This is a genomic window from Streptomyces resistomycificus, assembly GCF_001514265.1.
Lineage (GTDB): Bacteria > Actinomycetota > Actinomycetes > Streptomycetales > Streptomycetaceae > Streptomyces > Streptomyces resistomycificus.
In genome coordinates this window covers 488696-508249 of the sequence record NZ_KQ948992.1, presented here as the reverse complement: position 1 = coordinate 508249, position 19554 = coordinate 488696, and the positions used below count along the sequence as shown (strand labels likewise).

20 protein-coding genes and 1 pseudogene are annotated in these 19554 nt (G+C 66.4%); 8 read left to right on the top strand and 13 right to left on the bottom strand.

Annotated elements, in window-relative coordinates; all coding sequences use genetic code 11:
- Positions 1-5 precede the first annotated feature (5 nt).
- From AQJ84_RS20490 to AQJ84_RS20480, 3 genes are all read left to right on the top strand, one after another.
- On the top strand, positions 6-473 hold the full coding sequence (locus AQJ84_RS20490; RefSeq protein ID WP_030039139.1) for a MarR family winged helix-turn-helix transcriptional regulator: 468 nt from the start codon (positions 6-8) through the stop codon (positions 471-473).
- 124 nt (positions 474-597) lie between these two features.
- Positions 598-1044, top strand: coding sequence for an organic hydroperoxide resistance protein (locus tag AQJ84_RS20485; protein ID WP_030039138.1), 447 nt, complete (start codon positions 598-600; stop codon positions 1042-1044).
- Positions 1045-1097: 53 nt separating this feature from the next.
- Positions 1098-2270, top strand: coding sequence for a serine hydrolase domain-containing protein (locus AQJ84_RS20480; protein WP_053193084.1), 1173 nt, complete (start codon positions 1098-1100; stop codon positions 2268-2270).
- Positions 2271-2279: 9 nt separating this feature from the next.
- Here AQJ84_RS20480 and AQJ84_RS20475 read toward each other — a convergent pair whose 3' ends face one another.
- On the bottom strand, positions 2280-2555 hold the full coding sequence (locus tag AQJ84_RS20475) for a DUF1876 domain-containing protein (protein ID WP_030039135.1): 276 nt from the start codon (positions 2553-2555) through the stop codon (positions 2280-2282).
- 174 nt (positions 2556-2729) lie between these two features.
- Between AQJ84_RS20475 and AQJ84_RS20470 the strand changes: the two genes are divergently transcribed.
- Entirely contained in the window at positions 2730-3137 is a 408-nt protein-coding gene (locus AQJ84_RS20470) for a RidA family protein (protein WP_030039134.1), read from the top strand.
- Between the two features lie 35 nt (positions 3138-3172).
- On the opposite strand, the pseudogene AQJ84_RS42365 reads toward AQJ84_RS20470, so the two are convergent.
- A pseudogene (locus AQJ84_RS42365) lies at positions 3173-3295 on the bottom strand (EamA family transporter); the annotation flags it as partial.
- Between the two features lie 26 nt (positions 3296-3321).
- Here AQJ84_RS42365 and AQJ84_RS20465 point away from each other — a divergent pair.
- Positions 3322-4770, top strand: coding sequence for a recombinase family protein (locus AQJ84_RS20465; RefSeq protein WP_030039133.1), 1449 nt, complete (start codon positions 3322-3324; stop codon positions 4768-4770).
- Positions 4771-5517: 747 nt separating this feature from the next.
- On the opposite strand, the gene AQJ84_RS20455 is transcribed toward AQJ84_RS20465, so the two are convergent.
- From AQJ84_RS20455 to AQJ84_RS20440, 4 genes are all read right to left on the bottom strand, one after another.
- Positions 5518-6789: a replication initiator gene (locus AQJ84_RS20455; protein ID WP_404817997.1), complete on the bottom strand. Its 1272-nt coding sequence runs from the start codon at positions 6787-6789 to the stop codon at positions 5518-5520.
- Positions 6790-7163: 374 nt separating this feature from the next.
- Positions 7164-7361 carry a hypothetical protein gene (locus AQJ84_RS20450; protein ID WP_003991451.1) on the bottom strand — a complete coding sequence of 66 codons (198 nt, stop codon included), beginning with the start codon at positions 7359-7361 and terminating at the stop codon, positions 7164-7166.
- Positions 7358-8659 (bottom strand): FtsK/SpoIIIE domain-containing protein, encoded by a 1302-nt coding sequence (locus AQJ84_RS20445; protein WP_037802498.1) that lies wholly within the window; start codon positions 8657-8659, stop codon positions 7358-7360. The genes AQJ84_RS20450 and AQJ84_RS20445 overlap by 4 nt, the downstream gene beginning before the upstream one ends.
- The gene (locus tag AQJ84_RS20440; protein ID WP_030039128.1) at positions 8659-9006 is read right to left on the bottom strand and encodes an SCO3933 family regulatory protein; all 348 of its coding nucleotides are present in this window, start codon (positions 9004-9006) and stop codon (positions 8659-8661) included. The genes AQJ84_RS20445 and AQJ84_RS20440 overlap by 1 nt, the downstream gene beginning before the upstream one ends.
- A gap of 165 nt (positions 9007-9171) precedes the next feature.
- Between AQJ84_RS20440 and AQJ84_RS20435 the strand changes: the two genes are divergently transcribed.
- A complete protein-coding gene (locus tag AQJ84_RS20435; RefSeq protein ID WP_030039127.1) occupies positions 9172-9951 on the top strand; it encodes a GntR family transcriptional regulator in 780 nt (259 codons plus the stop codon).
- Between the two features lie 410 nt (positions 9952-10361).
- Here AQJ84_RS20435 and AQJ84_RS20430 read toward each other — a convergent pair whose 3' ends face one another.
- Together AQJ84_RS20430 and AQJ84_RS20425 are read right to left on the bottom strand one after the other, a co-directional pair.
- Positions 10362-10661, bottom strand: coding sequence for a hypothetical protein (locus tag AQJ84_RS20430; protein ID WP_030039126.1), 300 nt, complete (start codon positions 10659-10661; stop codon positions 10362-10364).
- Between the two features lie 331 nt (positions 10662-10992).
- Positions 10993-11550 carry an ATP-binding protein gene (locus AQJ84_RS20425; protein ID WP_030039125.1) on the bottom strand — a complete coding sequence of 186 codons (558 nt, stop codon included), beginning with the start codon at positions 11548-11550 and terminating at the stop codon, positions 10993-10995.
- A 210-nt stretch (positions 11551-11760) separates the two neighbouring features.
- On the opposite strand from AQJ84_RS20425, the gene AQJ84_RS20420 reads away from it, so the two are divergent.
- Complete coding sequence (locus AQJ84_RS20420; RefSeq protein WP_030039124.1) at positions 11761-13134, top strand: hypothetical protein; 1374 nt, start codon at positions 11761-11763, stop codon at positions 13132-13134.
- A gap of 3 nt (positions 13135-13137) precedes the next feature.
- Here AQJ84_RS20420 and AQJ84_RS20415 read toward each other — a convergent pair whose 3' ends face one another.
- Together AQJ84_RS20415 and AQJ84_RS41085 are read right to left on the bottom strand one after the other, a co-directional pair.
- Entirely contained in the window at positions 13138-14052 is a 915-nt protein-coding gene (locus tag AQJ84_RS20415; protein WP_030039123.1) for an aminoglycoside phosphotransferase family protein, read from the bottom strand.
- A 187-nt stretch (positions 14053-14239) separates the two neighbouring features.
- On the bottom strand, positions 14240-15121 hold the full coding sequence (locus tag AQJ84_RS41085) for a hypothetical protein (protein WP_164873023.1): 882 nt from the start codon (positions 15119-15121) through the stop codon (positions 14240-14242).
- Positions 15122-15384: 263 nt separating this feature from the next.
- Here AQJ84_RS41085 and AQJ84_RS43100 point away from each other — a divergent pair, with 263 nt between their 5' ends.
- Positions 15385-16344, top strand: a complete 960-nt coding sequence (locus tag AQJ84_RS43100) for a DUF6414 family protein (RefSeq protein ID WP_128092220.1) — start codon at positions 15385-15387, stop codon at positions 16342-16344.
- An 80-nt stretch (positions 16345-16424) separates the two neighbouring features.
- Here the strand turns inward: AQJ84_RS43100 and AQJ84_RS45110 are convergent, their stop codons facing one another.
- The 3 genes from AQJ84_RS45110 to AQJ84_RS20400 all read right to left on the bottom strand — a co-directional run bounded on the left by AQJ84_RS45110 (position 16425) and on the right by AQJ84_RS20400 (position 19451).
- Complete coding sequence (locus AQJ84_RS45110) at positions 16425-17288, bottom strand: macro domain-containing protein (protein ID WP_220450771.1); 864 nt, start codon at positions 17286-17288, stop codon at positions 16425-16427.
- An 877-nt stretch (positions 17289-18165) separates the two neighbouring features.
- Complete coding sequence (locus tag AQJ84_RS20405) at positions 18166-18942, bottom strand: EamA family transporter (RefSeq protein WP_030039121.1); 777 nt, start codon at positions 18940-18942, stop codon at positions 18166-18168.
- The gene (locus AQJ84_RS20400; protein WP_030039120.1) at positions 18939-19451 is read right to left on the bottom strand and encodes a YbaK/EbsC family protein; all 513 of its coding nucleotides are present in this window, start codon (positions 19449-19451) and stop codon (positions 18939-18941) included. Before AQJ84_RS20400 ends, AQJ84_RS20405 begins: the two co-directional genes overlap by 4 nt.
- Between the last annotated feature and the right edge of the window lie 103 nt (positions 19452-19554).

The window sequence follows — 19554 nt, the reverse complement described above, 5'->3', positions numbered from 1 at the left end:
GGCGCGTGACGAACCAAGAGGACGCCGGGTCCCTGCTGCTGGACGACCAGCTGTGCTTCGCGCTGTACGCCGCCCAGCGCGCGGTGACCGCCGCGTACCGGCCGCTCCTGGAGGACCTCGGTCTGACCTACCCGCAGTATCTGGTGCTGCTGGTGCTGTGGGAGCGCGGCGAGGTCACCGTCAAGGAACTGGCGGGCGCGCTGCGCCTGGACTACGGCACGGTGTCGCCGTTGCTCAAGCGGCTGGAGAGCGCGGGGCTGGTGCGCCGGGAGCGGGCGGCGGACGACGAGCGGTCGGTGCTGGTCGCGTGCACGGGACGCGGCGAGGAACTGCGGGCGCGCGCGGCGCGCGTTCCCGGTGCGCTGCTCACGGCGACGGAGCTCGACGACGCGGAGGCCGAGCGGTTGCGCCAGGAGCTGTGGCGGCTGGCCGAGAAGGCGGGCGCAGCCGCGGCCGTGGACCCCGCCCGCTGACGGGCGACCTGATCTGATCTCGGGTTACTCCCGGTTGCCACCCCCTGGTAACGGCAACTGACCTACCAGCCAGTACCTTGTGCACGATGCACTTGTGCACACCTGTTCCTGGGGGGAGCCAGCCATGCCCGACGACACCGCCGTCGACACCCGTCCGTCGAAGATCATGTATGTCGCCGAGGCCACCGCGCACGGCGGCCGGGACGGCTATGTCACCAGCCAGGACGGGCAGATCGAACTCAAGGTCGCGATGCCGCCGGCGCTCGGTGGCGACGGCAACGGCACCAACCCGGAGCAGCTGTTCGCGGCCGGATTCAGCTCCTGCTTCCACAACGCGCTCGTCATGGTCGGGCGGCGGTCCGGCTTCGACCTGTCCGGCTCCACGGTCGCCGCGAAGGTCGGCATCGGCCCCAACAGACATCACGGCTACGGTCTCGCGGTCGCCCTCAGCGTCTCGCTGCCGGTCCTCGACGCGGACGTCGCGGCGAAGCTGGTCGAGGACGCCCACGCGGTCTGCCCGTACTCGAACGCGACCCGGGGGAACATCGACGTGACGATCCTGCTTGGCTGAGAGGGAGCAGGCCGTCGGCGCGACGGCGCGACCGTGAGACGAGGAGTACGGACGTGGACGTGAACGGCACAGTCGCCGAGGGCTTCGAGCCGGTCAGGGACGCGTTCGCGGGGAACTTCGAGACGCTCGGGGACCGGGGCGCGGCCCTCGCCGTCTACCGGGACGGCCGACGGGTCGTCGACCTGTGGGCCGGTACCAGGGACGTCGACGGGACCGAGCCCTGGCGCCGCGGCACGGCACAGATCGTGCGCTCGGCGACCAAGGGCGTCGCCGCTGCCGTACCGCTGCTGCTGCACCAGCGCGGGCTGCTGGACCTGGACGCCCCGGTCGGCGAGTACTGGCCGGAGTTCAAGGCGCGTGGCAAGGAGCGGGTGCTGGTCAGGCACGTACTGAACCACCGCTCCGGCCTCCCGGTCCTCGACCGCCCCCTCACGCCCGAGGAGGCGCTGGACCCGCGCCGAGGCGCCGAGGCCGTCGCCGCGCAGGCCCCCGTCTGGGAGCCCGGCGCCGACCACGGCTACCACGCGCTGACCTACGGCTGGATGCTCGACGAGCTGGTGCGGCGGGTGACGGGCCGGTGGGCCGGCGAGTGGATCGCCGCCGAGATCACCGGGCCGCTGGGCGCCGACCTGTGGCTCGGGCTGCCACCGGCGGAGGAGGCGGCGGGCCGGACCGGCCGGGTGGGGCGGGTCGAGACGCCCGAGCCCGTCGGCGGGGCGGGTCTGCGCGTGCGCCCGAAGCGTGCGGTCACCGAGGCCTACGACGACCCCGCCTCCCTCACCCGCCGGGCCTTCGCGGCGATCACTCCCTTCCCCGACCAGAACACCCCGGCCTACCGGGCGGCCGCGCTGCCCGCGACCAACGGCATCGCGACCGCCGACGGACTGGCCCGGGTCTACGCGGCCCTGATCGGCGAGGTCGACGGCGTACGCCTCTTCGACCCGGCCACCATGGAGGCGGCCCGCACCGAGGAGTCGGCGGGCCCCGACCGCGTCCTGGTGGTCAACACCCGCTTCGGCCTCGGCTACATGCTGCACGGCAGCGCCTCGCCGCTCCTCGGCCCCGGCTCCTTCGGACACCCGGGCCGCGGCGGCTCCCTCGGCCTCGCCGACCCGGAGACGGGCATCGCCCTCGGCTATGTGACCAACGGCTTCCGCAAGACCGTGACCGCCGACCCACGGGCGCAGGCCCTGGTCAGGGCGGTGCGGGCAGTCGTGGCGCGGTAGCGCGGCGGCTCAGACGTTGATCGGGTGCGACGTCCGCCCGGACACCTCGTCGATCTCGCCGTGTGCCTTGGTCAGCAGTTGCATCGCGAGTTCGTTCAAAGCCCGGGCGCCGGCCACCTCCTCCCCCACCCGTGGCTGATTCGCGTCGGTGTGGTGGCGGCTGGCGTGGCCCTGGGTGCGTACCTCGGTGCCGTCGGGCAGGCGGACCATCGCCGCCGCCCGGGTGTGCTGATCATCCTCCTGGAACTCCAGCTCGATGTGCCATCCCACAGTGGTGTGCATCATGAGGATCACCTCCGGAAGACCTGCTTCCAGAGTGCTCCTCCGGCGCCCTCGGCGCACGGTCTCCGGAGAGTGCTCCTCCAGCGCCCTCGGCACGGTCTCCGGAGAGTGCTCCTCCGCCGTCCTCGGCGCGCGGCCTCCGGAATGAGTGGACCGGCGTGCGCTGTTCGAGCAGACATGACCGTCGACCAGCGCACGATCACCAACCCGCCCGCGCTCCACGACCCGACGCCCTTCGGCTACAGCCACGCCACCTCGGCGCCCGGCGAACTCGTCTTCATCGGCGGCCAGTACGCCTCCGACGCCACCGGCGCTCCGGTCCACCCCGGCGACTTCGCCGCCCAGGTCGACCTGGCCTTCGACCGGCTGCGGTCGGCCCTGGAAGGCGTGGGCCTCGGGTACGAACACGTCGTCCGGCTCGGCACGTTCATCGTCGACCACGACCTCGGCAGGCTGGAGATCCTCGGCAAGGCACTCCGCACCCGCTTCGGCGACCGGCTGCCGGCGCAGACCCTGAGCGGTGTCGCCTCGCTCGCGCTGCCCGGGATGCTGTTCGAGGTCGACGCGGTGGCGGTACGGCCGTGACGCCCACCGCCGCCTGACACCGGCGTGGGGCTCGGCTACCCCGCGTGCAGCATCAGCCCGATCCCGACCACCAGCAGCCCCGCCGCGAGGATCCGCGGGGCCCCGAACCGCTCCTTGAAGAACACCGCGCCGATGGCCGCCCCCACGATGATCGATGTCATACCCGGCTCATACAGTGATTGTCATGACCCGACCCAAGTTAGCCAGGGCCGCCATCACACCGGGCGAGCCCGCAGCGATCTACTGCCGCATCTCCCACACCAGGGACGAGGACCAGACCGGCGTCGACCGGCAGGAACGCATCTGTCGGGACATCGCCGAACGCCTCCAGCTCCGCGTCGAGCCGACACACATCTACGTCGACAACAACCGCTCGGCCTGGCAGCGCGACCGCAAGCGCCCCGGATGGGAAGCGATGCTGAAGGCGATGGGGGCCGGAGAGATCCGGCATGTCATCGTCTACCACCCCGACCGCCTCATGCGGCAGCCCAAAGACCTTGAAGAGCTACTCTCCATCGCCGACGACAAACGCGTCCTGCTGCACGGCGAGGCGAACCGCCGCGATCTCTCGGACCCGGACGACCGCTTCATCCTCCGCATCGAGGTCGCCCACGCGTGCCGCTCCTCCGACGACACGTCCCGCCGCCTCAAGGATGCCCTGAAGGACCACGCCCGCGAAGGCCGGCCGCACGTGGGCAACCGACCGTACGGCTACACCCGAGACGGCCGCGCGCTCGTCGAGGAGGAGGCGGAGATCGTCCGCGAGGTGTACCGCCGCTATCTGGACGGAGAGTCGCCGCACGCCATAGCTCAAGATCTCGTCGCCCGGGGCATCCCCACGTCGAAGGGCAAGGCGTGGAACCCCGAGAACGTTCGGCATCTGCTGTCGTCCCACTTCGTGGCGGGGCTGCGGTTCCACCTGGGCGAGGAAGTGGCCGTCGGGACATGGCCCGCCATCATCGACCGCGGGCAGTGGGACGAGGTGCAGCGGCTCCGGGAGTACCGCGCCCAGCAGCACCAGGAGACGAAGAAGCGCCCCATTCGGAACTACCTACTACGCGGAGTCGCCACCTGCACGTGCGGTGCCCGCATGGGTGGCACGAACAGCGGCCGGTACGCCTACTACCGGTGCACCCGTTCCGACAACACCGACCAGCAGAAGTGCAACCGCTCCATCTCGGCCGGGCCGCTTGAGGAGTTCGTACGGGACGTGGCGATCAAGGTGCTGACGAAGCTGGACACGTCCGGCTACGAGCCCGCCACGACCACGCGCCCGGAGGCCGACGTCATGGCGGACGAGAAGGACCGCGAGAAGCTGCGGGAGCTGAAAGAGCTGTGGCTCAACGACGACGACTTCAGCACAGCCGACTTCCAGGCCATGCGTGCACCGATCGTCAAGCGGATGAAGGAGCGGCAGCGCAAGACGGTGAAGCGCCCCGTGGCCGTCCTGGAGGGCATCGCCGGCCCGGATGCTGAGGCCAACTGGGAGAGGCTGGAGAAGGCGGAGGACTTCGCAAGGATGAACGCGATCTACCGCTTCCTGTTCGCCGCCGTGTTCGTCCGTCCGCCCACGAGAAAGGGCAGGGGGTTCGACACCGATCGGGTGGACATTAAGCCAAACCCGCTGGACTAGCGGACCGGCCGACTCTGAGCTGAGCACCGAGAACCCTGCACGGAGCCACGGTGAACGCAGGCCACGGGCAACCTGAAAGAGGACGGCTACATGGTTGTCGTCCTCTGCCAGGCTGCCCGCAGGACTCAGGTCGTCGGTGCCGCCGCCATCTCGCCCTTAACTGGACGGCCACAGCCAGAGCCCGTGCTGCGTACCACGGAAGCGGGATCGTTATGCTCAAGTTTCCCTCAGAACATTTGGCTCCTGACGCCACGTTCGGAAGACTCTCAATCACCGCGAGTGACATGCGGTCGGTGGGAACGCGTCCCGCCGAGTTCGGTTTGCTACGCCCATTCACGTCCTGACGGGGACATAAGCGCTCATGCGTTCGACCCGTGGTCGGTTCAACATCCGTGAATGCGCGCGTTTCCAACGCTGCGACTGGAGGCTGCCATGGCCAAAAACCCGACCTTGGAGACAAAGACTTCCCCGGAGTCAGGGCACACACCGACCCGAGACCCTGAGCCCTACTTCGTGCTCAAGATCGGTGGTTTCAGCATGACCGCGAAGCAGCTACCGGCCAGGCTCTTGGCAATGATCGCCGGGGTCGCTGTCACAGCGATCAGCACCACCCCTATCTGGAACCGCTAGCTCGTGCAGGGCCGAGGAGTCGCGCGAGTCGCGCAGCGCTCTTCGGCCCTATCCGTGTGGGGAACTTGGCTGCCTGGCGCTCAACGGCCCGAGCCCACTGCTCGTTGCGGTGTCTCGTCACCGACGCACCTCACGCTCTTCACGGGCGATCTCACGGTTTGTGGCGATGTCTTCGGCGACTCCAGCGGCGATGAATGCGGCGCCGGGTGTGTGGCCGGAGCCGACGTAGCGCCAGTCCCGCTCGGTGACTGCATCGGGGATCTCGACGAGGCCCACGTGCTGGGCCCGCTCAGCGCGCAGCGCGGCGTATGTCGTCGAGTAGGCGCGGGACTTGGTGAGGATGTGGCCCCGGTAACCGAGGGTGTGGGCCCAGGTGCGCAGGTGCAGGGGCTCGCACTCGGGGAGGCCGCCAAGGCGCCAGGACGTACGCATGAGGGTGCGGACGTGCTTGCTCACGGGTGCCGTATCTATGTCTTCCCAGGTGGTGACCTTGTGGTCGAGGCCGGCGCCTGTCTCGCTCGCTCCCTTGGTGACGTACTTGGCGACGTACGCGGCCACGGCGTCATCGTTGGGCCCGGTGCCATCGGCGCGTAGCGGACGGATGTCGATCTGGTCGCCCCAGCGCAGTGCCAACTCGCCCACGGCGGAGCTGTACGGCGTACGGACAAGGACCCGCCGGGCCGAGGCGTATACGGCGTCGATGAGCCGGTCCGCAGCGCCCCAGACGGGGGGTTCGTCGTTCGGACCGGCCGGGCCGTCGAGGCGGACGACGGCATGGACGTGGACGGCTGCCCGCCGCTGGTACTCGGCGACGCGTGCGAAGGACAGGCGGGCATGGTCCGGGAATCTGGACTGCACGAGACCGACAGAGGAAGCGAGTTGGCGCCGGACGCCGATGACGAAGCGGTCCCACAACTTGCCCGCGTGTGCGTGCCATAGGACGTGGGCTGTGTAGTCATAGCAGTCGACGCAGAGGGGTTGGCCGACGATGGGAGAGCCCGGGGCATGGACGGCGGCGCAGCCGAGGGGACGGCCGTGTTCGCACGTGCCGCCGTCGCGGCGAGGGCGGCAGCGCTCCTCGGCGCGGTGCACGGGGCCGAAGGACGGGGCGGTGAGGGTGACGAAGAGCCGAGGCCGGTTGCAGACCGTGGCGGGGACGTTCTTGCCGCCGATCAGGCCTGCGCGGACGAGGTGGAAAGTGTCGCCCGCGTGGAGTCGGGAGCAGGGGGCGCAGATGGTCGCGCGCCGGTTGCGGCAGCGGACAGAGAGGCGTTCGCCGGGTTCGGTGCGGGTGTCGTAGTGGTGGAGGATCTCGCCGGTTTCCGCGTCCAGGGTGGTGGTGGAGCCGGAGAGGTGGACGGGGTGGGAGCAGCCGCCCGTGGCGGTGATCTGCTCCAGCCAGCGAGGGAACTGAGGGTCTTGAGCGATGCGGATTGCGTCGCGGTCTGCTTCGGAAAGCTGACGCAGGCGCGCCGCGCGGTCGAGGGCGGCGCGCCGCTCAACCGGGGTGAGCTGCGGGGTGATGGTGGTGACCTTCCAGGGTGGGCCGCCGAAGCGGCGCGGATGGCGGGTGGTGGCGCGTTGTGAGTCATGGGGATCACTCGCTTCCGAGTAGGCGGGGCGTGGGGATGGGTCAGCGGATGGTTCCGGTGCCCCGGCAGACGCGACAGCGTCGCTGCCGTCCCGTCCAGGTCCTGCGGGCCCCGTCGCCCTTGCAGTGAGGGCACCTCACGCGAGGCATGGGCATGGTGTGTCCTTCCTGCTCAGGTGTGGGAAAAGCCGTTGATCAGCCACGTGACGAGTCCGTGGACGGTGTAGATCACCGGGGTCTGGCCGAGGTAGAGGCCGAAGAGGCCGACGCATACCGCTTCCCAGGCGCGTACGTCGCGGGAGCGGACGAGGAGGACGGTGATGATCCCGAAGACCACCGCGAACGTGAACGCCGTACCTTCACTGATCACTTGCCGTCTCCTTCCAGCACCGCAAGGGCGCGGTCAAGGGCAGGGAGTTCCGGGGTCATGCCGGAGTACTTCCGGGCCGTCGCCACGGCCTCATCCGTAGCGGTCAGGTGTGAGCGGGCGCGGCTCCAGCCACCGTCCGGACCGGTGCACACGGCCACGCCCCGTTCCTCCGCTGTGATCGCCTGAGCCACGGCCACGGCGTCCTTGTTGAGGTCGCCCAAGGTCATCTCTGCCGTTCCGGGGTCGTTCACCCGGTGGCAGATACGGCCGCCGAGCTGGGCCCTCAGCGCGGTGACACCGAGTCCGAGGTCGGAGCCGACCCGCTGTCCCGCTACGACCAGGTGCAGACCGAGCGCGGCACCCAGCTGCGCCAACCGCAGCAGCAGCGTCGAGCACTGTTCCGCTTCCGCCTTGCTCTCGCGGGTGCCGTCGGACAGGTACAGCTCGGCGATCTCGTCGACCAGGACGACGACCGGGACCGGCCTCAGCTTGCCGGGCAGCTCCCAGATCGAGCGCACGCCGGCCGACCGGCAGACGCTCATCCGGTCCTGCATGTCGCCCATGAGCGCGGAGAGCACAGCGACCGCTTCCCGGCGGCAGGTCGCCAGCGCGCTCAGACGTCCGGCGAACAGCCCGAGTTCCATACCTCCCTTGCAGTCGATGCCGACGAGGGCGACGCGTTGCGGGGCGAGTTGGGTGATCAGCCGGGCAAGGAGCGTCGACTTACCGGACCGGGTGGCCCCTGCAATGAGCCAGTGCGGTACGAGCCGTAGGTTCATCACCCAAGCCCCGCCGCTCTCCATCACGCCTATGAGCGCGGAGAGGAGTTCGGCCGGGGCGGTGGCTAAGCCAGGCCGTTCCAGTGGATCCGTTGCCGTTGCCGTCAGGAGCACGAGCCCGCGTTCGGGCGAGGTCACCCGCACCGCGTGGACCTTCCACGCGTGAACGAACGCGTCGGCAGCCTTCAGGTAAGTCGCCGGTGTCTGGCCTGCGTGCAGGCGCACGATCACGGTCAAGCCCATGCGCGTGGCGCGAGGGAAGGAGAACCGCGGAGCTACCGGCCGCAGCGGATCGCCCTTGACCATCAGGTCACCGAGCAGGCCGCGAGACGGACGCCGGGAGACTGCGAGGTCGTTCAGCATGGCCACCTTGCGCCAGGTGACGACCACTCGGAAGGCAGCAACCGGGTAGCCGACGAGGTACCAGTGCCAGGCCGGACGATGCCGGCGCACAAGGTCCCCCACAACGAGCACCCAGGCCAGCGCCGCCAAGGCGAAGGCGAGCAGGACCGGCCGCATCATGCCGCACCCCCCTTGGTGTGCGCAGTTGTGCCAGGTACGGGCGTTATCGCGTCGGCACGGAAACTGACTCCGTGCCGTTCGCCCATCGACCAGACGAACGCGGTCAGCCCGGTGACCTTGACGATCTGGCCTTCCTCGATGCCCTTGGGTTCGCCGGTCACGGCGATCTCGATGACGGAGATCCGCCGGCGGTCCTGCCGCACGGTCACGGCCACGGTGTAGACCGGGTTGCCGTCCCGGTCCTTCTTCACCTCCTGTGTCTCGGGGTTGCTGAGCTTGGCTTCCGGCGCGATGGCGCAGCGCAGTACGCCGAGCCGCGTCGTGTCCACGGGAATGGACTGCATGTTCTGTGGCCTCCTTGGCCCGCCAAATTGCCAGTGATGCACTGACGTCACTTGTCCTTACGAGTTACGACTATGGAGTGCTGTACGGCGGGGGTGCAACTACTTATGCTGACGAGTGATGTCGCGCGTGCGACGTGCCTACGACCTCGAACCGGAGATGCCGAGATGACGGAGATCCAGCGCCCCGGAGCCCTCTACCAACAGGTGGCCGCAGCGATCCGGGAAGCGATCCTGTCGGGAGAGTTCGCCCCCGAGTCCCTGTTGCCGTCCGAAGCTCAGCTCATGGCCCGCTACGGCGTCTCCCGGCCCACCGTCCGCAACGCCATCGCGGCACTGCGCGCCGAAGGACTGATCGAGGTCCGGCACGGCAAGGGCAGCTTCGTACGCTCCGACGGACAGCCAACACTCACGCTCGAACGCCGCATCAACCGCGCCCCGAACGGGCAGTTCGTCATGCCCAACAGCGACGTCTGGGACGAGGCCGAGGAACCGAGCGTCTACCGCACCCGCACCACGAAGGCCACCGGCCGACTGCTCAACCTGGGCGAAGAAGAGGAACTGTTCGGCTGCGACAGGCTCCTTGCCGATGCCACCACCGGTACACGCGCGATGCACCGCACGCTGGTTCCCTTCGAGGTCGCCGAGACCGTGCCCGCACTCGCGGAAGAACCGGGCCAGCGCCCGACAGCGGTCTACGAGGAGCTCACCAATGCCGGACACACGCTGTGGTGGTCGGAAACCGTACGCGCCCGTATGCCGCTGCCCGACGAGCGCGCCACGCTCCAGCTCCCCGACGCGACCCCGATCCTGCACCTGACCCGCGTCACCCACGGCACCGCAGACCGCGCCCTGGTCCTCGAAGAACTCCGCATCGGAGCCGACCGCGCGGAAGCCGCCTACCGGATCACCGCCGCCAAGCAGCCCGCCAAACGCCGTCAGGCCTGAGTGGCACCGATGATCGGTCGAAACCACCTTCACTTCCTCAAGGGCGCGCCTGCGGCGCGCCGGGGCGCCCGGCCGCCCCGGCCGGGCGTGCGGCGTGACCGCCGGTCCCGTCCGGTCGCCCGACGCCCCGCACCGCACCGCGCCCGAGGAGTTCGCGCCTCGGCCGGTCGCCGAGGGCCGGAGCCCACCGGGCTGGGGGTCGCCGGCCTCCGAGACTTTAGGCAGCCACCATGGGGCGAGCCTCGAAGAACAGGGGGCCCATCGGGCACAAACGCGGGCAGGACCAGAACCTGCCCGATTCGCCGGGCGAGCGTAGGGCCCCCTGTTCACTCGCCCCATGGCAGCTCCCGCCCAAAGTCTCTCCAGCCGACGACGTGCCCACCCGCGCCGCTCATCAGCGAAAACGCCGTTCATCCCACGCCGCCGTCAGTGGTCGGAAGCGTCTCCAGAAGACCGGCCAGCTCCTCCACCTCGATCGGCCGCCCCGCCAGCCGGACGACGCCCCGCCCAGCCCCGTCGGTCGAGGCCACCGCACGCACACCGGACAACTCGAACCCGACTCCCAGAAGGGCCCTGTTCAACCGGTCTGCGGCAGCGCGCGCCTCACGCCACCCCGCGATGTAGTCGACGCCGCGCACCCACATGCTGGGCTCCGCGTCCGCGATGTCGTCCAGGCCGTCACGCAGCCAGTCCTCACCCGCGCCAGTCACTTGGCCACTCCCATCCGTACAGGTAACGGATCGTCAACTCTTGGTGGCCCGGGGCGTATGAGCACCACAACGACCCCGGTACCATCGGGCACCGGGGAACGCTGTGTCCCCTCCCGGACCACCCCGGTTGCTGCCAGGCGCGGGGGTGGTCCGGTCTCGGTATGAGGCTGTGAAGCGCGGCCCCGTGCTCCGGGTCAGGGGATCCTGCGGGGTCCCGTACGCACGAAGGCCGCGCCCCATTGGCCGGAAAGGTCAGCTCCGGCCGGGGTTCCGGGCCACCACCGACTCCCGATCGCGTGGGAGTAACGAGGAGGCAAAGGCCCGGAGATCATCAGGACGGTTCGCTCAGTTGCCGGCCGTCCAGGTCGAAGCGGCACCAGACCGTCTTGCCGCCCCGCTCGCCAGGCGTCCACCAGACCGCCGTTGCCACCCGCTGAGCGATCAGCAACCCGCGTCCACTGTCGGGCAGGACCGCTTCCGAGATGTCCGCCATCAGCTCGGGCGAGTACACGTCGCCCATGGGCAGGAGCGGGGGCGTCGAGTCCTCATCCGTGACGCCGATGAAGAGCCACTTCGGGTACAGCTTGAACGCCACGTCGATGCGTCGACAGCAGCCGGGATGCGCCTTGCCTCGATCCGGCACCGCGTGGTTCACGACGTTCCCGACCAGTTCGGACACAGCCAGCCGAGCGTCGTAGATGAGTTCCTCCGCAACAACGCCGCGCAGGAACACGGACGTCGTGTCCCGTGCAATGCGCGCCGTGTTACCGCACTCGGCGAACAGCGTCAGCGTCAGAAAGTGCCCGCCCGAGGACGGCTTCGGTGCCACGAACCAGTGCGCGTAAGCATCCAACTCACTCGCCAGGTGCATGGCCTTCCCCGCATCCATGACGTCCCCTTCCGAACCTCTACCGCCCTCATGGCACCGCTTGCTTTCCGGAAACCCAGTACACGGCGCACGGGACGTCACCGGGAGCGTTCACCAGGGGGTTCACGTGAACACCGGCAAAGCCAAGGGGGGTTCACCAATGAACCCCCCGCCGCGAGAATGCTGTGACACGATGAACACTCGCCGTCATTCTCGGGTTGGCAGGGGAGCATGAGCCGAGAGCCGAACGCGCAGTTGATCGCCCTCATGGACGAGGCGAAGGTCTCGAACAAGGGCCTGGCGAAGCGAATGCAGGACGCCGCTGCACAACGCGGCATCACCCTCGGGACCACACACGTCTCCGTTAAGCGTTGGCGCGAGGGCGCGGGCATCCAGCCGCAGGCAGCGGCCATCATGGCTGACGTCCTGAGCGTCAAACTGGGCCGCCGCGTCTCACCCGGTGATCTCGGCTTCTTCGATCTCGCGCGGCCGGCCGCCCCTCAGCCGATCGGCTACCCAAGCACGTTGCCCGATGCACTTTCCACACTGGACGGTCTCGCCGACGAGCGCTCCGACGCCCCTTCCGCCGACCGGTTCATGGTCGAGGACAGTGATCTCAGTTCAGCGGTGCTGTCCTGGATGATCGCGCGCCCTGACGGCATCCAGGCCGAACGACCCGCGCACCAACGAGTCGGCATGCGTGACGTCCGCGCCATCAGGGACGCCGCAGGCATGTTCATGCAACTCGACTTCAAGTACGGCGGCGGTCACGGCCATAAGGCTCTACGCCACTACTTCCGGCACGAGGTTCTTCCCCTGCTGGACGCCAGTTACAGCGAGAAGGTGGGCACCGCGTTATTCGGTGCCGCCGCAGAGGTCTCGCAGTTACTCGCGTGGACCGCATACGACACGGGAAACCACCGACTCGCCTACCGCTACCTGACGTCCACGCTCCGCCTGACCCAGGTCATCGACGACCGCATGTTCGGCGCCCGCATCCTCGGAAACCTCAGCCACCAGGCGAACTACCTCGGCCACCACGCCCAGGCGATCCAACTCGCCAGAGCCGCCGTCGAGGGTGCCAAGGGCCGGGCGACCCCACGGGCAATGGCGAACTACTCCGCGATGGAAGCCCGTGCCCTGTCCAACGCAGGTGACCGCAGCGCAGCCGGCCGCGCGATGAACGAGGCAGAGCGCCACTTCGAGCGCGCCGACACAGCCGACGACCCCGCATGGCTCGCCTACTTCGACTCCGCAGAACTCATGGGCGAACTCTGCCACTGTTACCGCGACCTCAAGATGCGCCGTGAGGCCATCGAGCAGGCTCAGCACGCCGTGAACGCCACCGACCCGAAGTACGCCCGCACCCTGGGGTTCTGCCGGATGGTGCTCGCGCAAAGTCAGCTGCTGAACGGTGAACTGGAGGCTGCCGTCACTACCGCCAGCTTGGCAGTCGACGGCGGCGACTCCCTCCAGTCCACCCGCTTCCAGCGCTACGTGACCGACTTCCAGGCTGAGGTGAGCGCCCACTCAGCGAATCCCGTTGTCGCCGCGTTCAACGATCAGGTGCGAGAAGCACTCGCCCGCCTGGACGACGACGAGTAGTGGTTACCAGGGCCGCCAGTCGCGCGGTCCGTCATCATCACGCAGGCCAGCGATGCGCCGGCGGTACTCGGCCGCCGTCCGCTCGTCTTCCTGAACGTTCTGCATGAGCCATGTCGTCATGCCGAACTCTTGGATTCCGCGCAGAGTCTTGTATCCCGGCCAGTCGTACAGGTCGCGGCCGTATGCGGCCACAAAGTCGGCGTACTGCGCATCGGTCTGCCATCCAAGGCTGTGGTGCTCAACGGCCGTGACCATGAGGTCCCACTCAGGGTGATCGAAGCAAAAGGCCTCGAAGTCGATGAGGATCACTTGCCCCTGATCATCAACCATCAGGTTCTGCACGTGCGCGTCCCCGTGGACCGGTCCCTTGGGCGATTCAAAGCGCAGCTCGTCGAACTTGTCCCGCAGCTCGTGCCACCGTTTCCGGAGGAACAGCCTGTCGTCCTCCGGGATCACAGCCAGATCGAGCCGTCGTTGTTGCTTGTCGAAGGGATCGAACGAGGGCAACTCAAGCCCGTCCGGGACCCTTAGCGAGTGAAGGTCCCGGAGGATCGCCCCAAGCTCCCCATACGAGGCCTTGCGCTCACCCTCAACGATGAGATGCCAGAACGTCACTGGATGCCCGTCGACCACAAGGGGCTGTTCAAGATCCTCGACGATCCGAGCGGCAGGGTATCCCTCACCCGCCAACCACCGCGAGACAGTCACCTCTTTGTGAGCCGTGGTCAGCCACTCCCGTCCGCGAGTCACACGCACAATGATCGGCACGGAGGCCAGTCTGAACAACGCGTTCTCCCCGAGCCGGAGCAACTTCGCGCCTCCGTCATCGAGCCCCGCAGTCCGGCACGCGGCACTCATCACCTGCGCAGCCCTCGCTGACGTGAACCCCTCTTCCGATCGAGCAGCGTCAACCGCCATGCCCGTACCAGCTCCCCTAGTCGCGCGCGATCAACCAGCGTGCGCGTACGGGTGACCACCCCGACGCACACCGGACATGACCTTGACGCTACCCACCTACCGGAGAGCCAGCTACGTAGAGCACTTCAATCCTGAGCACGACCGCCACAGCGACGTAGCGCACCGACTATGCCGTCAGTCAACTTTCTTAGGTCCACGAGATGGTTTGTTCCTCCGAGTGAGCTTCCCCGCCCTCGCTCCATCGGTGAATCACAGTCCCTTGCATAGAGACGCCCATGTGCATCCCCACCGGAAAATCAACATGCGCGCGAGGAAGAATGCGTGTTGCAGTGAGGTCACCGAAAGTAATCGGCGCCTCCCCCTCTCCAGCAGAGCGGAGCTCCAAGACCACATCTTCTGCGGCCGCATCTCCGATATTCTCTACACGGAGGCGTTCATTTACCGACTTTACTTTGACTCGCCCCTTGCTATCCGTCGCCGGCTCTCGATCATAAAGATAGGTTGATCGCAGAATTGCACCTGAAACTGCGCCGGAGACGTCAGCTTCACTGCTGCTTAGCTCGCCCAAGTCGTAAGCATCATGCTCTAGGCACCTACGCACTTTGGCCACTAGGTCATCAACGGATACATAGCTCCCCGTCAAGCCGTGTTCCTGCAACTCTTTGCGGAACTCGTTCAACGCTTTCAGCTGATCGGGGTCGTGATCACGCGGGATCGAACCCTCTGAGAAGAATACGTGCACCGCAGCTCCGCGCTCACGAGCCCGAAGAATCTCTTCCGCAGTTCCGGACACGGCTCGCTTGGTCGCTTTACCGAGACGACTGTTAAACAAGGCAATAACGATGTCTGCCGCGTCGGCGAACTGCTCATTGATCTCTTGCTGGGCATCCCTGGAGCCGAGCATCGGAACGGCTCCCAACTCCCACCGCAGGGGCAGCAAGTGGATCTTCCGCCGCAGCGTGTGGTCGCTATTCCAGCTACGGATGACGTCTTCGACAGCGTTACGCTCGGAGGCGGTGTCACCCGGAGAAGCAATCAAAACGCTCAACGTGATCGTCTGCAAGGCCATGCAAGCAGACTAACGGAACACGCTATCGCCGCCGGCGCTTTTGCTGACACAGTTGGCCGGCGCGGCACCCCCAAGGCCTTGCCGGTGACCGCCAGAGCTATCGGATGGGAAGCACGCAATGGTCGCACCCTTTACCACCTATACGCGATTTGCCCGATATGCGAATCGGGGAGCCCTGGCGAGCATGCACCTAGATGCCTCGAACGAGCTAAATCCTGCCCCAATACGTGATGCACCACTGCGTCATGTGCTATGCCTGCCACATGGCTGACTACGAGCTTGCCCACCCCTTGTACCTTGACGTGCAGATGATGGTTAGTTTCCTCGCATACCTTGAGGGCGGGGTACACCTCTCCAGTGAACAAACCCTTCAGAGAGAAAAACTTCGTGCAGGAAAACCTGAGCGCGATGAGGTGAAGCTGCCTTCACTGGGGGCACTTCTTGGGCTTGGGGCGTCTCTCGACGCGGAAGGCAGTCACCCCCGCGGGGAAAGCACTGAAACCAAAGTAGCGCGTCACCATACAGCAGCTAGCCTGTTTAACGCCCTTTACGGTTTTCTACACCAAGATGACGCAATCCAAACACTGGAGAATAAAGAGCAACTGGCCAGTGTGGCGACTGGCGCATTCGTAAAACTCTCCGGGCGTTACACTGGGAACCCGCTTGAGGAAATGCTGGCTATCTTCACGCAGGTGATGTCCTACATGGGAGAGATTTCGCACAGCGTTGAAGAAGCGCGCTCACAGAAGTCCGCTAACCGAAAGTCAGGAAATCCACAGAACCGCGAGCTCGCGGGGAAGAAGGGTACGCCGCATCCGTATGCCGAGATGAGTGAGCAGTTCCGTGAATTCGAACAGAGCATCGAGATGCGTTTCGTGAGGAGAATGAAGGAAGAGCTAGAGTCCTCCCCCATCCACGATGTCGTGCTTGAAACAGCATCAGGGGTCAAAGCTGTACTGACAGTATCCTCCGATTATTATGACGCAGCCGTCGCAGAAAGGCTAAGCTCCGGGGACTTCGTCGTGTTGGGCAAAGTAACCCGCGTATTGCGCGAAGGCGAGTCCATTAATCTCTCGCGACGAACCGTTGTGGGGAAAATGGAGGATGTGTCGGATTCTGTGACTGACACAATGACCAACATCCCTGGCTTCAATTTGCAATCCAACGAACCGTTCGTCAGGTACCCTGCCGTGCAAATTTTGCCCATGGCAATCTTTGTATGAGGCCTACCTCGCAATCGTGTTTGCGTGGAGCCCCGATCGCTGGCGACAGCGGCAAGCCATTCCGCCGCCGACAACGACATTTAGAGAGTGCGCAAGAATTTTTCGACATCTATCAGGTTAACGGTTTGACGATCTTTCGGGTGCACGACGATCGTCAGCTGACGAGACACGATTTCTTCACGGGATGAGGCCACAAAGGAGAGGGCAATCATTTTGATCAGGCTGGTTCGATCCAGTGATCCGACCCGTGCCAACTCTGATCCGATAACAGGAACAGCAACCGGATCAAGTCCGCCATGGACTCTCACGGCATCCCAAGCTGAGGTAAGGCTCCTCCAAAGGGCATCAACAGAGCAACTGACTCTCAGGTCATTCCTCATATAGCCGTACGCCACGGCATAAAATCGAGTTCGTGAGCTCCTGAGAACGATAGTCGTTCCTATAGGGTACCGAGTTAGCTTCCCCTTGGGCTTATCCTCAGAGTCCTCAAGATCTGCTGCCTCAATGCAAGTCAATTGAGCCTCGATTTGAGAATCAAGCTCTTCAGTAGACCCACCGTAGAACCTATGCTGAAATTGCCCTTGCACGCTACGAGGGTTTATGACAACGCCATCCTCCAAATCGGTATCGAAAGTGTCCGTGAATCCGACGATAACATTGCTTGACTCATTCAACACATCTCCACACTTCACCTGAATTACGAAGCTCGGGTTTCGATAGTCGTGATTTGTCTCGAACCTGGGCCAAGCGCGCCAGAAACCAACGAGAAGGCAACTAGCAAACAGAGACACCAAAATCCAAAGATCATGACGTGTCAAACCAGGCCATACGGCGAGAGCTACTTGGAAGGCGGCGCTGAGTAGCCCAAATGCGGCTAATGACGCCGAAGCTACTGCGCCTATCCCTTGTCGTGTCAGCAGGACTTCGCGTGCCACGTCTCGCATGCACGTCACTCCTCGGCGTGAGAATAGATCTTGGGGTCAGTCATGCCCAAGAAGGCCGCCCATGATTCAGAGACGGACCGGGCATCTAAACACGTGGGCCGGGTGGGGCACTCTCTATCCGACACCTGGCTGGATACCCCCACACCCCCGGTAGTGATTGGTCCTCGGAGGGCCGGACGCCCCCGCGCGACGGTACGGCCGTCTTCCCGTCAGCAGTGATTGCGCTGGATAAGAAGAACTGGACAGCTTCGGGGGACAGTCAACCAACCGATCTGGCATGCCACGGCTGTGGTGGCTTGCCAATCTCCCGCTTCCACCACTGGCCATCCGTATCCCGAAACCCGAAGACGATCACGAGCCTCGCATCTGAGACAGGGTGGACCGGCTCATCATGCGGATCGATCAGTTGCACTCTCGCAGTCAGTGTCTCCTGGGGCTGAAGGATGCAAGCGCTCTTCGTGTTCGGCCTGATGCTGGGGTTCAGGCGCCATCCCACTGCACCCCCTGAAGGCGCCTGACGAACGTCCAGGACTTCGACATCACCAATGGGACTGGGCCCACCGTTGGTGATGCAGACGTCCAGGGTCGTACTGCTGGACCACGGAACTGAGGCGGTCACCAAAGAAGCTCGGCCCCGCGCAGCCTTGGCCGCTCGATCCATGGCTTCTTGATCAGCTTTTATGGCCCGTCGGTGCGGTATCCACAGCGATGCGACAGCAACGCCCACACCGCCGGCCGCAATCACTGTGCTCGCAACGTTCCAAACATCAGCCATGAACCCACCCCTATGCGGCTATGTCGGGAGGATCGCAGACAGCAAGGGTGGTCCTCAACAGGCACGATGAGCATTAAGGACCAGACTTCCGAACTATCGTCCTCAAGCCTGCTGAGCGATGACGTTATTGCTGCATGAGCGGAGCTTGACCGAGGACTCTCTCAGGGCGGCGATCGGCGCCAGTTCCGCCCTGGTCTGGGCCCACAGGACGAGCCCGTACGCCCCCACGGAGAGGGCCGCGCCCAGCAGTCCGACGGCCGCGAACGGCCGGAGCACGGTGGTGAACTGCCCGCGCCAGCGGTAGAGCGCGTACGCCGGGATCGCCACCCCCTCCAGCGCCATCAGCCAGGCGATGTACCCGAGGGAGGAGCCCGAGGCCCGCACCCCCAGTCCGTCCACGACGGTGTACGACGCGATGGCCAGGCCGGTGGCCAGGGCGGCGTTGATCGCGGCCCAGTCGGGCCGGCGGCCGCGCATGCCCCACAGGGCGACGCCGGTCAGTCCCGCGCAGGAGAAGGCGATGCCCGCCGCCGCCCATCCGTCCGGCACCTCGTGCGCGAAGACCGCGGCGAGCAGGGTGACCACCAGGGGCGCGGTGCCGCGTGCGATCGGATAGGCCTGCCCGAAGTCGCCCAGCCGGAAGGACTTCATCAGCAGGACGTAGTAGACGACGTGGATGACCGCCGAGGCGATCAGATACGGCCACGCCCCCGCCGCCGGGACCGGCACGAAGGGGATCATGGCCAGCCCGATCAGCGACCCCCCGCCCGCGATCAGAGTGAATCCGACCAGCTTGTCGGTGATCCGGTGGGCGAGGGCGTTCCAGCCGGCGTGCGTGACGGCGGCGAGCAGTACGGCCGTGGTGACCAGCGGGGTCACGAGGTGTGCTCGCGCACGTCCACCAGGGCGGCGCCGGCGTGGGCGATCAGGTCCTTCGGCCGCATGGGGAAAACGGTGTACGGGGTGCCGGCGGCCGCCCACACGACGTCGTGGTCGAGCAGCGACCGGTCCGCGAGCACCCGCGTCGCGGTCCGGTGCCCGAACGGCGGCACACCGCCGATGGCGTACCCCGTCGTCTCCCGTACGACGTCCGCCCTGGCCCGGGTGACCTTCTCGGCGCCGAGTGCCTCCCGGACGAGGTCCACGTCGACCCGGGAGGCGCCGTCCATCAGCACCAGCACCGGAACCCCGTCCGCCGCGAAGATCAGCGACTTGCAGATCTGACTCAGCTCACACCCGATCGCCGCGGCGGCCTCGGCCGCGGTCCGGGTGGCGTCGGGGAAGCGGCGGATACGGGGGTGCACGTCGTCGAGGCCGAGCTCGCGGAGGGCCTCGACGAAACGGGGGTGGGCCCCGGAGCCCTGACTGTCAGTGGCGGCTGTCGTCATGCCCGAACGCTAGCGGTGCGTGTACGGGACACGCGACCCCGTTTCATGCCCGGCTCACGTCGGGAGGAACCCGCCGCACCGCGCGCCCCGGGGGGGGGGGGGG